Origin of the sequence: Vibrio sinaloensis, from assembly GCF_023195835.1 — a bacterium.
In the GTDB taxonomy this organism is placed as follows: Bacteria; Pseudomonadota; Gammaproteobacteria; order Enterobacterales; family Vibrionaceae; genus Vibrio; species Vibrio sinaloensis_C.
In genome coordinates, this window is the sequence record NZ_CP096200.1 from 271,008 (window position 1) to 283,876 (window position 12,869).

Here is a 12,869-nt window from a genome sequence, read left to right on the forward strand (position 1 = left end):
GTGCTTTTTTACTTCGCATCTTGTTGTTTGGTTCCTACCGTGCATTCAATCCCTCTTCGATTGAAGTACTCGGCAAATTTTTGGACCCGCTGCTGAAACATGTGTCTATCAAAGCTCAGATCATTCATCTTGTACTTAAGTCCTAAAGATCGGTATTTCTCCTCTCCTAGACGCATAAAACTAAGCAGTTGAAGCGTCTTCACTCGTCCTTTTAACTCTGATTCAATAAAGTCAGCGGTCGCTCGAATATTCTCATCACTGTCGTTCACCGTTGGGATTACCGGGATTCTTAAAATGAGCTCGTGACCGGATTCAGCAAGTGAGACTAAATTGCGCAATATCTTACGGTTATCAACACCGGTATGGATTTTATGCGCGTAGCTGTCCATCAACTTGATATCCGAGATAAACAGATCGGTATAGGGAATCAGCTTCTCAATACGATTCCAGTTGGCATAAAAACTCGACTCTAAGCAAGTGTGAATACCTTCATTTTTACACGCCTTAAGAAGCTCTAGCACAAAGCCACTTTGCAGTAATGGTTCCCCACCGGAAATCGTCACTCCGCCACCGGAACGATCATAGAATCCCTTGTCTTTGACAATTTGCTCCATGCACTGATACACGGACATCGTTTGCCCCCACTGCTTGATCGCTTCCGAGGGACACTCTTCCACGCAGCTTAGGCAACTTGTGCACTGATGGCTGTCGATTTTTGCCAGCTTTGAATCGGAGTAAATCAGCATCTTGTTGTCGGGGCAGGTCTCTTGGCACGAACCACAATGCTCTGTCGAAATACATTTATTGTGATACACCCCCACCTCAACCCGACGCTTGAAGCTCTCTGGGTTCCCACACCAATCACAGCGAAGTGGGCACCCTTTGAGAAAAATCTCGGTGCGAATTCCCGGCCCATCATGAAGCGTGAATCGTTGGATATTTAACACCGTTGCTAGGTCAGACACATTAAACCTCGCTCCTTATGGATGCACTGATACCCAAGCACGTAACCGATATGCTCGGTCAGCCTTGGGTATTGTGTGAGTGTGTTAGAACCTAAGTTCGGTGCGTTGAATCAAATCGTCTTGCAGCGGTTTACCTAGCTCGACGAAGTAAGCGCTATAACCTGCCACACGGACCAGCATATCTCTGTATAGCTCTGGGTTCTTTTGCGCAGCTCGCATCTTCTCGGAACTCATAATATTAAATTGAACATGCATACCCTGCTTGTTGATGTATTCTTCGACAAAGCTCACCAAGATGTCGCGCCCCTCCACGCCCGAAACGGCGTCTTCAGGAAAGCGAAGGTTAAGTAGGGTTCCGTTGGTTGCTAAGCTGTGATCAACTTTGGTTACCGAGTTGATGATCGCCGTTGGACCATGAATATCATGTGAGCCACCAGCGGTATGCACCGGGCCCATATTGTCTGAGATCGGCTCCCCGTTCTTACGGCCATCGAGTGAGGCGTTGGTATATAAACCCATGCCCACATTGGCATTCACCGTATAAACACCCGGGCTAAACTTACCACCACGCGGATTTTCACGCCCTTTAATATGACGGCAGTAACACTCAAACATAAACGTGAACAGTTCATCAGCCTCGTCGATGTCGTTACCATAATGCGGAATTTTGGAACTGTTGACTAAGGCGTAGAGCATTTGATGCCCTTCCCAGTTGTCTTTCACCGCGTCCAGCAACTGTTTGCCAGTGTACTTCTTGTCATCAAATACCAATTTCTTAATCGTCGCTAACGAGTCTGCGCAAGTGGCAATGCCTGCGGCTTGAGGGGCAGTGCCATTATACTTAGCGCCGCCGTAAGTCATGTCTTTGCCCGACTCAATACACCCTTCAAAGAAAGCTGAAATATAAGGGGTGGGCTTAACCAATCGATGCATTTTATCGGTCACGTTCAGGCAACTGCACAATTGGCCACACCAATAAGCAAACTGCTTGTCCACGCTCTCCAATACCTCCTCGAACGATTGATATGTTTCTAAACTGCCAGTATCAGGCCCGAGCTGCATACCTGCATTTGGTCCAGAAAGGAGACGGCCGCCGTTAATCACCATCTCCATCATTTTGGCCGTGTTTACGTAACCGGCATCAAGCCAACCATGTTCTTTACCTGGGATCGTCGGTTCGACACAACCTACTACAGCATAGTCGCGTGCCTCTTCTAACGTAACGCCTTTACTCAGCATCGCTTTGATTGCCGGACCATCATTGAACAGCTTCGGGTGACCATAACCTGCTCGGACACACTCTATGCTCTTAATTTTTAGTTCGTAAGGGGTCTTTTCATGCATTCGCAAACAGACCCACGGATTCATCATTCGCGTATGCACCGATGCTTCGAGCATCAGCATGGTCAGGTCATTGGTCGCGTCATTGCCGTGTTGGTCCACGCCGCCAATGGTGAGACTTTCACCACCAAACCCGCGACCATTGCGCACCTTCACCGTGCCTTTGTCTTTGAGTTTGGTTGGGTTGTTCATCTTAACGTAGAGGACTTCAAGCACTTCCAGCACAAACTCTTTAGATACGCCGTTGTCACTAACATCTTTGGTATAGAAAGGCAGCAACCACTGGTCCATGCGCCCATAGGAGATAGAGTGGCCATTGCCCTCTATTTGCGTCAGAGTGACCGCAAAGTTAAACAGTTGCGCCGCTTGCCAGAAAGTTTGCGGCACACCGCCTGCAATCTGAAAGCAGTTCACCGACATCTGTTGCAGCTCTTGTTTGCGCGTAACATCGGTTTCACTCAATGCCATCTCTTCAGCAAGCAACGCATAGCGAGTGATGTATTTGATTGCCGCCTCTAGGGTAATGATGGTCGCTTTATAGTAATCGCGCTTCTCGCTGTAGTCGGGGTCTTGTTTGGACAGTTGCGACTGCGCCTCAAAAACTTGTTCCAACACACCGTTGTAACCCAGCGTCATCAGCTTTTTAAAGTCCATCGCAAAGTGGCCAATGCCGGCAAAATGATAATTGTTGGTTTGGAACACTTTCTCGCCCATGTGTGACCCTTTCTTTTGGTCTTCATCTAGATGGGCGCTAATAAACTCGTTAGCAGTTTTGCCTTTCCAGTACTGACACAGTTGCAAAATCAAGGCGCGGTCTTGCTCGTTACGAATATAGAATTGGTCGTTCTCGCGCTCTTCAAAAGGAGAATGTAAGATCTCATCAATGATCCAATCGACAGAAAACTCCGGATAGATGGGAGATGCCTTAGCGGGCGCGGCGATTTCGCCAAGGATTAAGTCATCTGGATAGATGTGCAACGTACTGTTGAGGAGGATGTTTTCAAATGCATAAGCACACTGAAGTATTCGCGGCGCCGCTTCGTTGTTTTGATACGCCTCTGTGACCAGTCTTAGTCTTTCCACGTCAATGTCATACGACCTATCAAGAAACACTTGACGCAATTTGTTGACGCGCGGAAATGGGGACCAATCTGCATGCCCGACTTCGTATCCAAGGCCATACACCTTATCGAAGGCCTCTACGCCCCTGGCATTGGTGTGGGAACTCGCAGATAAATCAAACAAGTTCTGTGTCTCTGCTTGGAAGTTCTCCATAGCTAACCTCATCAAAAAATAAATAATCAAAATGCCAATGCTCGATCAGGTGTTCAAACATTGGCATTTTGACCAAAAAAGCCGATGGAATGAGTGAAGTTTCATTATACGAGCGCCAACAGACGCATCTGAGATGAGGGTCACAAAGCGAAACTAAATGGACACAAAACAACAAAATGTGACAAAATTAGTGGTAATTAATCTCAATGATTTTATAGTTGTACGACATTCATTCACCTCAAACTTTGCTCATATGGACACCACCATCATATTTATTTCATTAATCATCGCTTTAGCGGGATTTACCCAAGGCCTGACGGGATTTGGCTCTGCGCTCGTCTCCGTCCCACTCCTTTCACTCATTGTCGGTGCCCAAACAGCCGTACCCATCGCAGGTATTTTTGGTTGGTTAGTGACCTTGCCTGTCGTGTGGAAAATGCGACACTCTATACAACGCCAAACCGGATTGATCTTATTTGCTGGCTCGGTTCCAGCGTCCTTCGTTGGTGCAAAGCTACTGGCAACCATGCCCTCTCACTACATCCTGCTGACCATGGGTATTGTTCTGGTTGTTTCTAGCGTTCATTCCATGATCTCCACTAAGCCATTGTTTAAAAAGACCTCTGTGCCAATTACCGTTGGCGCGGGTTTTACCTCTGGAGTCCTTGGCGCAAGTGTGGGTGAGTCTGGTCCTCCGGTTATTGCCTACACATCAATGCAGCCATGGACTGCCGACCAAACTAAATCCACGCTTGCGTTCTTTTTTATGTTGCAGATGATTGGGGCCAACATCAGTTTCTGGAATGAGGGGTTGATTACCGAAGCGGTGGTATCACATGTCATTTCAGCTCTGCCTGCATTCGCGGTAGGCTTAACTGGCGGCATGATTGGCTACCACTACTTGCAAAAATACAACATTGACTACCACAAAATTGTTCATGGTTTCTTGTTGGTGATTGGCTGTATGCTGGTATTCAAGAATGTCAGTTTTTAGACATTTTATAACTCCCTAATTTGGCAGTACGCGTCTCGTGGTACTGCTTTTTTGGTTTTCGCAAAACCTCTTTTCCTACTTATCAATCATCTTGCCTCAATAAGTTCTTATCTGTACATTTCTACCATTAATCCATTTCACATAAACTATTGATAAATTGGACAATTAAGGTATGAAAATCGATCAGGTTGACCCCAAAGAAATATCGATGCTATTCAATCGCTATAAGAAAAAAGCGGCGATAATTGACCGCTACTGGAACATGAAAACCGTCAAGTTTTGGAACTCAAGCGTAGGGAAGTTTATTGGTTTTATACCTATTCTTTGTTTTCTAGGACTACTTGGCATCAATATAAAGCGATTGGTCGTAGGCAATGAAGCCATGGTTATCACCTGGTCTCTATCGTTTATATCTTTACTAGTCGCTTTGAAATTAAAAAAGGTCACAGGATTTATCCTAAAACGATCAACCTTCAAGGGTAAGATTAAAAAGCTCATCATTGATTACGCTATTCAACAGCTTCCCAAAGAACAGCAATCAACGACCAACCTGGCGGCTAAAAAGCACTCAAAATACAAGCGGTTCGTCGGTGCTATTTGGTTAACTTCGGCACTGGGAGCGACTTTCTTCTTGTTGTTCGATGTCCTAATTAATACAGACCCGAACGCTGCCATCCGAGAGTGTTTTTCACTGTCACTTGTACTCAACCTACTCGCAACCTTGTATCTCTTTTTTTTCGATGAGATAACCTTTTCTCTCGTTCTAGGGGATTACTCTGTTGAAGCATCCAGAGATCAAGACAGATCTACAATTCAATTAAAAGGTAGCGACAGGAGTGTTAATATTTCGACGAGTGAATCAGAGACCTCAGGGTCGTTGACAAAAAGCGATGGGAGCGAAATCAAAATCACTGCTGATTCAGACACAGTCAACGTTGAGACTAAATAGCATAATACACAAAGCCCTACACGGTGGTAGGGCTTGTTTCTATCTTGGACTAGGCGACTTCCACTATTCTAAACCAAGCTTATGCGCAGTCAGGAGCGCGGCATAAACCGACTTAGCCGTCACCGGGAACGGCATGTTATGAATGGTCTCACCTTCTGCACAAGATGCTTCGGCCACTTCCATCAGCTTGTCGTTATTTAGCTCTTTTACTCCCATTTGGTGCAAGTTTGTTGGCAGGCCAACCGCACGACAGAAGTTGAGTACTTCTTCGATCTCAGCTTGTGGTGCATTCTCTAGAACAAGCTGGGTAAGTGTACCAAATGCCACTTTCTCGCCGTGCAACAGGTGGTGACACTCTTCGAGTTTAGTCAGGCCATTGTGAATAGCGTGCGCAGCTGCAAGACCCGAGCTTTCAAATCCAATACCCGATAGGTATGTGTTCGCTTCAATGATGTTTTCCACCGCTTTGGTCGACACACCATTTTCTACCGCCGCTTTGGCTTTTACCCCATCGGCAATTAGCGTTTCATAACACAATTTTGCCAAAGCTTGCGCAGAGCGGGTCGGCGCTCCACCCGCCATGGTCGCCTTGCCAGACAAACCATTGGCACGCGCTTCAAAGTAAGTGGATAGCGCATCACCCATACCTGCAACCAGTGTACGAACTGGCGCTGCTGCAATAATGCCAGTGTCCATGATCACCATGTTAGGGTTAGAAGGGAACAGTAGATACTCACTAAACTCACCTTCAGGAGTGTAGATTACCGCTAGTGCAGACGTTGGCGCATCCGTCGATGCAATGGTCGGTACAATAACAACCGGAACTTTAGAGTAGTACGCCACCGCTTTTGCCGTATCAAGTGTTTTGCCGCCACCGATACCAATGATCACGTCGTTACCTTGTTGCATGCTCACTTCGATTAAGCGATCAATCTCGACGCGCGAGCACTCTCCGGCAAATGTATCGAAGTATGCTTGAAGACCTTCACCAACAATGCTGGTTTCAGCGCGGTCACGAACCAAACCCATAACGAAATCATCCGCAATCGCCAGTGGCTTCTTGCCAAACACCGAGACGTATTTACCGATGTTATCCAGTGCGCCTTCACCTTGGATGTATTTACTTGGAGATATGATAATGTTGTCCATGATGGAATCCTTTTATTAATTCTGTTTCACGTAATAGATTGAGTCGCCTAGCTAGGCGACCCGTTTAAACTGGTTAGAACTGACTAAAGACAGTTTCAACAGCAAATGCACCGGGATCTTTGGTGCCCGAAAGGCTGTCGCTATTAAGGTATGAAGAACGGCCAGCTTTGGCATTGGTCATAGCCACAGTGGCTTCTGCGCCTGATTTTGCCGCTTCAATTGCTCCTACAAACCCATTTGCGACCCATGCCTCTAGCGCAGGATGAAGTGCATCAACCATAGTTCGGTCACCCGGTTTTGCGCCGCCGTAAGCCATCATTTGAGCTAACCCCTCTTGTAGCGCTCTCGGCAAAGATTGGTTGTGTTCGTAGTCTCGACCAGCAGCGGTAAACATAATAGAAAGCAGCACACCAGAAGAGCCTCCCATCACTGAGGTTAGGCAATCCGCTACTATGGTCAGCAGCTTAGCTTTATCTTGCAGAGGTAGCTGTTTAGCTTCCAGTTGCGCGAGGACTTTACGGGCACCTGCTGCGAAGGTAGAGCCTGTATCCCCATCACCGACAATCGAATCTAAGCGGTTGAGCTCTGCTTCTATATCAATGATCGACTGACAAACTTTAGACACAACGAGCGCAGTTTCTTCATCGTGAGACGGCATAAATGCCTGCTTGGTGATGTAGTTGGTACACTTGGTTACCGGCACTTCACGGCAAGCCACCACACCTGGCCAAGCCGCGGTTTCAACGTCAGCGCTTAGTGCGTCACTGATTTCCTCAGTGAGCTGAATAGTCGAGATTGAGAAGCCTTTCATATCAATCGCGGTCATCAGCGCGCCACTGACAATAAACTTCGCTTGTTGACCCAGTTCAGACTCCATCAACTCTTTAGCAACGATGTTCATTTCAATTGGAGATAAGCCGCCTAAATTATTAAGCAACAAGGCGTTCTCGGTGGTTGGTTTGGCCGCGAGCAGCTTACTTACCATGGTGGTCACCAGCTGTTTCGCTTGTGGCAGATCGATGGTTTCGATGCCTGGCTCACCATGAATGCCTAATCCTAGCTCGGCTTTTCCTTGAGCAATGCGATCGTTGCTTTCACCTGGCAGTGAACAGCTGGTTAGCGCTACGCCGATAGAGGCTGTTTTCTCATGCGCGTCTATGGCTGCCTGTTTCACTTCCTCTAGTGAAGCGCCACATTCTGCCACGTAACCCGCGACTTTTTGCACGAACAAGGTACCAGCAATACCACGCGGTTGAGGGTTATCTGGAATTGAGATGTCGTCACCAACCACTATCAAGTCGACATTGCGTCCCATTTCTTTGGCCTTTTCGACAGCCAAGCCAAAATTCAAACGATCGCCCGTGTAGTTCTTAATGATGACCAAACAGCCCGCTTCCCCTGTCACGTGTAGAATCGCATTCAACACAGCATCAACGCTTGGCGCGGCGAACAAATTGCCACAGACCGCCGCTGTGAGCATGCCTTTACCGACAAAGCCCGCATGCGCAGGTTCGTGACCAGAGCCACCCCCACAAATCACCGCGACTTTGTCTTTGTTCCAGTCGCTGCGCGCCACTACTTTGATATCGTTATCAAAGTCCAAGAAAGTAAGGTTTTCGCGGGCACTGGTGTAGAGAGTGCCTTCGATAGAGTCCATCACGAACGACTCTTTGTTGTTTAAGATTAGATCAGACATAGTTGTTCCAGATATTGTTCAAACGAATTGGGTCAGTACCTCCATTTCTGGAGGCACTAAGCTATGGTTTTAATAATGAATTTGTTTTGTTGGCTAAGTGGTTTAGCTAGATATTTTTGATGGCATCAAACAACTGCGCATCTTGAGATTGCTTGCGGTAGAACACCGGCGGTTGACCGATGGGTGCATCGACTTTAACCCAACCACCAGTAAAGGTTTCACCACTCCATACGTGCACCCACTCATCTTCCGGTAGGTACAACTCCTTAACCGTCTCGCCTTGGTTGTAGACCGGAGCCACCAGCACATCACGACCAAATAGATACTGATACTGAATCTGGTACGCCTCTGAATCTTGCTCATAGTGCATGAACAATGGACGTTGTACTGGCATACCTTTGCTTGCGTTCTCTTCAACCGCAGCTTTTAGGTACGGCTTAAGGTGCTTGTAAATCTTGGTCATGCGGGCCAGGTGCGCTAGCGTCTCTGCGTCAGTATCGAACTGGTGGTTGTCACCAGGTCGGTTACCTTCATGGCTGCGCATAATCGGGGTAAACGCCGCCATTTCAGCCCAGCGCTGGAAGAGCTCTTTCGAGCGCGTATTGCCGTGTAAAGTAGTGTATCCACCAATATCGCTGTGGCTAATACCATTACCCATTAAGCCAGCAGAAAGCGCCGCTGGGATCACCGAGGCCAGACCATCATCTTTCTCCCAAATAACCGATTGGTCACCAGCCCAGAGTGCATGGCAATAGCCTTGCATGCCCGTTGCACCTGCACGCATGAAGAACAGAATATCGTCGATTTTTCCTGCTTCTTCAATCGCTTCATGTTGCACTTTAGCCCAGCGGTACGGCCATTTGTTGTGCTCAATTTCGGCGCTCACACCATTGTGCAGTGAGCAATCTGTTGGTAGGTATTCACCGAAGTCTCCCATCCAACCATCAAGACCTAAATCAATCATGTTTTTCTGAATAACGCCTTTGTACCATTCACAGGCTGCTGGGTTGGTAAAGTCAACCACACCGCAGAAGAACTCACCAAAGTCGACCACATATTTTGAGCCATCTTCTTTCGTCGCTAGGTAACCTTTTTCCAATGCTTCATCATACAATGGGAAGTTTTCTAGAACGTACGGGTTGATGTAGCCCAAGAAACGGATGCCATCTTCCTTCAACTGATGGATTTTGCTGTCTAGCTCTGGATAGAGTTCTTCGTTCCAATGCCAGTCCCATTGCAGACGCTTACCAAACGAAGTCATCTTGATACCCTGCCAATCTTGGCACCAAGCCCCAGCGACCTCTACGCCAGCTTCACGGGCAGCAGCAAGCTTATCTAAGGTAATCTGCGTGCCACCTTGAATACCTAAGATCACTCCGTTGTAAACCCATTCAGGGAGTGCAGGTTGACGACCAAAAACGTCGGTAATGTTGGTCATCAGCTCTGGGAACGACTCTTCAGCATCTAGCAACAAGTATTGTGGAATATTCCAGCACTGAAGCTCATGGTATTGAGGGTGACTAAAGTCAAAGTCCGCATAGGCCGTGGTTTCTAGGTGACAGAAATACTTTTTGTCAGAAACAAACGTTGGTTGTGGATAGTTGGTTGTGTAGTAGTCGCCACCCGCCTTGTCTTTAACGTCTGCTTGCCAAGTGGTGTAAGTGTTTTTGTTACGACCGACGCCTGGCTCCGAGCTCCAGAGCGGGAAGTTTTTACCGCGCAGATTTAGGTAACTTAATTGCTCACCGCAGCCGTAGACCGACTCCTCTTCCGTCGCGGATACACGTACCCAGAAGCGATTGTATCTCTGCTCTAGGGCAGTAAATTCTGCTTTTAGGCGCGTCTCAGCTGTTTCAAAAATACGCACTTCTAGCGCGGGAGTCGCATCCAATAAAAAGGTTACAGCGATGCCATCTGAGTTTTCAGCAATCGAGAATTTTCTCAACGGTAAGCGCTCTGAAACATAATCAGAGATGTCAAAGTTACCCCGGTACATATCGAATGTTCCTTCGCCAATACCAAGATAGAATGCAGGGCTTAATTCGGAGTGTTCGAAAACAACGTTATTTTTGTGGCTGATCGTAAAGCCATTTGGGGTTTGAATCAGTTTCATTGAGGCGGCTTCCAAAATTTGGGTAAAAGGGTACCAATCACATTGATGCTAGAGGTCAAAATGCGAGTTAAATTACCGATAACGGTTTGGTTTTATTTGCTTTTAGGCCTTACCGCTCCGCGATGGAGCGGTAAGGTAATTGGTGTGGCGCACGTTAGGGAAATGCGCCGTATTTTACGTGTTTACTGAGTGCTAATACTCAATTAGTTAAACTGAATGTTGTAGTCAGCTTGAATCTTGGCTTCACATGTTTTGATTTCACTTTCAAAACGCTCTAGCCATTTTTGACCTTCTGCTCCCGCAGATTGCAAGAATGACGCTTTCACTGGTGCAGATGCCACCTTGAAGGCCTCTTTCTCTGCTGCGCTTGGGTTGTAGATCACACCAGCTGCTTTCTTAAACTCTTCATACGCTGTGTATTCTTTGTGTTTTGGATATGAACGTAGATATTGATTCTGTGCAGCGATACCGTCGATCACGACTCTCTTCAAATCATCTGGGAATGATTTAAACTTCTTGTCGTTGAATACCCATGCGCCGCCCATGTAACCGTGACCATCAAGGATCATATAACCAAGGCTTTCATGGAACTTGTTCATGATGATATCAACAATACCATTCTTAGTGCCGTCAACCATGCCGGTCGATAACGCAGTATAAACTTCAGGCCACGCGATTGGGGTTGGTGCACCACCAAGCTCTTTCACTAGCTCTTGTTGAACTTTCGCAGGAACCGTACGCAGCTTAAGACCTTTCACATCGTCAGGGCTCTTAACTTGCTTTTTGGTTGTTGCGATATTACGCCAACCACCTGAGTTAGATACCGCCATCAAACGCACGTTTGGTGCTCTCTTAAGCAGCTCAGAACGTACATCACCAAGGAACTGTTCGTTGTCGTAGACACACTCTGCAACACGGTCATTTGGTAGCATGTATGGAAGGTCAAACGCGCCTACTGGCTGCCAGAAGTTACCTAGCTCAGGAATGGTCGTTTGGAAGTAATCAAACATGCCCGCTTGAACGCCAGCAATACATTCTTTTGCGTTCGAGCACAGCTGTCCTGATGGATAAATATCTACCTCAATTTGACCATTTGAACGTGATTCGACAAAGTTCTTGAACACAAGCAACGACTGATGGTTATAACCATCAGTAGACGTTACGTGTGGGACAGTTAGCTTATAATCCGCAGCGTTTACCGCTCCAGCGGCAAGAATAGACGCGGCAGCTAGGCTCATAAGTGTTTTTTTCATGGTATTTCCTTCCACATTATTGGTCCAAACTCTTCTTATAGATGTTTTATTAAAGGGGAAGAGTTGGTCGTTAAGTTCAGATAATCCTCGGCGGATTAACATGTTTGAATCTACTTTTTTAGCTGTTCCCTTTCACGCAACTGACTATAAAAGAGCCTTTTGATTAGTTATAATGAAACAAATTCAACTTTTAATTCCAAACTGGAATGGATACAAATTTACTTCGCACTTTTTGCCAGCTAGCAGAAGACAAAAACTACCGTGTCGCCTCTGAACACCTTTACATTACTCAGTCTGCGCTAACAAAGAAGATTAAACGCCTGGAAGAGCAACTGAATGTTGAATTATTTGACCGAGGTCGACATGGCGCAGAGTTAACCCAAATGGGCAAGATTTTGTTGCCTGAAGCCAAACGCTTGTTAAAAGCATTTGATTCGTTTAAGACTCTATCCACATTTGTCGCTGAAGGCACATCCGGACACTTAAACATTGGATTTGGCATCTCTTCGTTTCATGAGGCACCAAATTACATTGCTCAGTTCAAGCAAGAGCACCCCAATGTGCATGTCAGCCTGCACGACTACCCGTCTCATATGTTGGTTGAGGAGCTGTTGGTGGGTAACTTGCAATTGGGGTTTGATCGGCTTCCAGCCAAACCGCCTTTGACCGCCATCCCACTGTTCACCGATCGACTCGCCATTGCGATACATGAGAGTGAAATTATCGATGAAGCGAATTTGTGGGCCTCACTCAGTCATCACAACTACTTAGCATTAAGTCGAGGCAGAAACCCGACTATGAATAAGCATATTAGTGCGTATTTGTGGGAAGCTCAGCAACGACCTGTGATCGTGGAAGAAGCGGATGACCTTATCACGGTACTCGCGCTTGTGTCTGCGCGTTTAGGCTACACCATCATTCCTGCCAGTGTTTCCCGTATTAGCCAGCCACAAATCCGCTTTATCCCATTACCTGGAGAAGATGCAGAATGGTCAGTGGGATTACTCTGGAACTCGGAATTTTCCGACCCAGCTCGTCAGGCCTTTATTCAAAAGGTAATATCTGCACTGCCTTAGCGTGGTTGTACGTTTGGTGTATCAGGTGCAACAACCTGAATCAACAGCTCCCCCTCAA

The 12,869-nt window shown here is 46.8% G+C and carries 9 protein-coding genes; 3 read left to right on the plus strand and 6 right to left on the minus strand.

The features are described from left to right. Positions 1–8: 8 nt before the first annotated feature. Both hpfH and hpfG read right to left on the minus strand, forming a co-directional pair. Entirely contained in the window at positions 9–965 is a 957-nt protein-coding gene (gene hpfH / locus MTO69_RS14825) for a (2S)-3-sulfopropanediol dehydratase activating enzyme (RefSeq protein WP_248335172.1), read from the minus strand. Positions 966–1,049: 84 nt separating this feature from the next. Beyond that, entirely contained in the window at positions 1,050–3,581 is a 2,532-nt protein-coding gene (gene hpfG / locus MTO69_RS14830) for a (2S)-3-sulfopropanediol dehydratase (RefSeq protein WP_248335173.1), read from the minus strand. A 253-nt stretch (positions 3,582–3,834) separates the two neighbouring features. On the opposite strand from hpfG, the gene MTO69_RS14835 reads away from it, so the two are divergent. Beyond that, positions 3,835–4,575: a sulfite exporter TauE/SafE family protein gene (locus tag MTO69_RS14835; RefSeq protein WP_248335174.1), complete on the plus strand. Its 741-nt coding sequence runs from the start codon at positions 3,835–3,837 to the stop codon at positions 4,573–4,575. A 172-nt stretch (positions 4,576–4,747) separates the two neighbouring features. Beyond that, positions 4,748–5,524 carry a hypothetical protein gene (locus MTO69_RS14840; RefSeq protein ID WP_248335175.1) on the plus strand — a complete coding sequence of 259 codons (777 nt, stop codon included), beginning with the start codon at positions 4,748–4,750 and terminating at the stop codon, positions 5,522–5,524. A gap of 63 nt (positions 5,525–5,587) precedes the next feature. Here the strand turns inward: MTO69_RS14840 and MTO69_RS14845 are convergent, their stop codons facing one another. From MTO69_RS14845 to dctP, 4 genes are all read right to left on the minus strand, one after another. Beyond that, positions 5,588–6,673 carry a glycerol dehydrogenase gene (locus tag MTO69_RS14845; protein WP_248335176.1) on the minus strand — a complete coding sequence of 362 codons (1,086 nt, stop codon included), beginning with the start codon at positions 6,671–6,673 and terminating at the stop codon, positions 5,588–5,590. Positions 6,674–6,746: 73 nt separating this feature from the next. Then, a complete protein-coding gene (locus MTO69_RS14850; protein ID WP_248335177.1) occupies positions 6,747–8,369 on the minus strand; it encodes a dihydroxyacetone kinase subunit DhaK in 1,623 nt (540 codons plus the stop codon). A 106-nt stretch (positions 8,370–8,475) separates the two neighbouring features. Further along, positions 8,476–10,482, minus strand: a complete 2,007-nt coding sequence (locus tag MTO69_RS14855) for an alpha-glucosidase (RefSeq protein WP_248335178.1) — start codon at positions 10,480–10,482, stop codon at positions 8,476–8,478. Between the two features lie 203 nt (positions 10,483–10,685). Next, a complete protein-coding gene (gene dctP, locus MTO69_RS14860; protein ID WP_248335179.1) occupies positions 10,686–11,735 on the minus strand; it encodes a TRAP transporter substrate-binding protein DctP in 1,050 nt (349 codons plus the stop codon). A 206-nt stretch (positions 11,736–11,941) separates the two neighbouring features. Between dctP and MTO69_RS14865 the strand changes: the two genes are divergently transcribed. Continuing rightward, entirely contained in the window at positions 11,942–12,811 is an 870-nt protein-coding gene (locus tag MTO69_RS14865; protein WP_248335180.1) for a LysR family transcriptional regulator, read from the plus strand. The last annotated feature ends 58 nt before the right edge of the window (positions 12,812–12,869 follow it).

Coding starts and splice junctions, on each gene's coding strand:
- hpfG (WP_248335173.1), bottom strand. CDS start 3,581: ATGGAGAACTTCCAAGCAGAGACACAGAACTTGTTTGATTTATCTGCG.
- dctP (WP_248335179.1), bottom strand. CDS start 11,735: ATGAAAAAAACACTTATGAGCCTAGCTGCCGCGTCTATTCTTGCCGCT.
- MTO69_RS14865 (WP_248335180.1), top strand. CDS start 11,942: ATGGATACAAATTTACTTCGCACTTTTTGCCAGCTAGCAGAAGACAAA.
- MTO69_RS14855 (WP_248335178.1), bottom strand. CDS start 10,482: ATGAAACTGATTCAAACCCCAAATGGCTTTACGATCAGCCACAAAAAT.
- MTO69_RS14850 (WP_248335177.1), bottom strand. CDS start 8,369: ATGTCTGATCTAATCTTAAACAACAAAGAGTCGTTCGTGATGGACTCT.
- MTO69_RS14835 (WP_248335174.1), top strand. CDS start 3,835: ATGGACACCACCATCATATTTATTTCATTAATCATCGCTTTAGCGGGA.
- MTO69_RS14845 (WP_248335176.1), bottom strand. CDS start 6,673: ATGGACAACATTATCATATCTCCAAGTAAATACATCCAAGGTGAAGGC.
- MTO69_RS14840 (WP_248335175.1), top strand. CDS start 4,748: ATGAAAATCGATCAGGTTGACCCCAAAGAAATATCGATGCTATTCAAT.